This is a genomic window from Rhodococcus sp. P4_F3_2 (assembly GCF_056401335.1).
On the sequence record NZ_JBFUJN010000098.1, the window covers coordinates 1 to 875 of the forward strand.

Here is an 875-nt window from a genome sequence, read left to right on the forward strand (position 1 = left end):
ATATCTTTTTCAATCCATAACTCTAATAATTTTGTAAAGTCTTGCTTGTCTTTTATAAAGTTCTTTTCTTCTTGATGAATGGGCAATAGCCAAAATAGTTCAATACTTTTTTTATCAAAAATATCTAGGAGGTGGGCTGTGTTTTCTGTCTCCATTATAGGAGGGCATATCAAAAGACTATTCATGTTAAAAGATGAATGTGTTTCAGAGTTAGAAATAGTTTGTCCATAATCCAAAGATGTATGGTCATAGAAAGGGTATTTAGATAGACCAACCAATAATTCTATAATTTCTTGATTTGATTTTTCATTAAGCCAAATTAATTCAGACCTGAGGCCATTTATCATTTTCTGTTTAGACATACCAATTGTAATGTATGTCCAAACGGGTCTGTCGTTCTGTGGCGAAAATTCTATAATAAATAAACTATCTTTATCATTGGATACTTGACTATTTTCTATCTCTTCAAGCAAGGATTCTTGCCACTGACACTTGTATATACGAGAAGGGGTTCCGAAAGAGTCACAATAAGTACTATAAATCTCTGTGTTTTTTAATTTCTTAAGTCTATGCAGCAAGCTATTCTCTCCTTATCTGTCCTAAATACTCTTATATTTATTATAAGAGTACTTTAAGATAAGAAAAATTTCATTATTTCCGATAATGTTGATTATGTTAATTAACCTTTTATGTTATATACAGTTTAAAAAGCAAAAAAACTCCACAGACGGTCGGGAGTTTTTTTGCTTTACGTATCACTACTTGTCAGGTGATGCTCGGAAACATCCTGAGTAGTTTGCTCAAAGGTTGTAGTAGCTATGCAACCTTTTAGCTTATTTTTAATTTTTCCAGAACATCCACCATGCTCTCTTGCG

Annotated in this window: 1 protein-coding gene; it reads right to left on the reverse strand. The window is 31.9% G+C overall.

Features of this window, described 5'->3' with window-relative positions; genetic code table 11:
* A partial coding sequence (locus AC1DWA_RS32915) for a suppressor of fused domain protein (protein ID WP_477917607.1) occupies positions 1-578 on the reverse strand: 578 nt, incomplete at its 3' end.
* Positions 579-875: the final 297 nt, after the last annotated feature.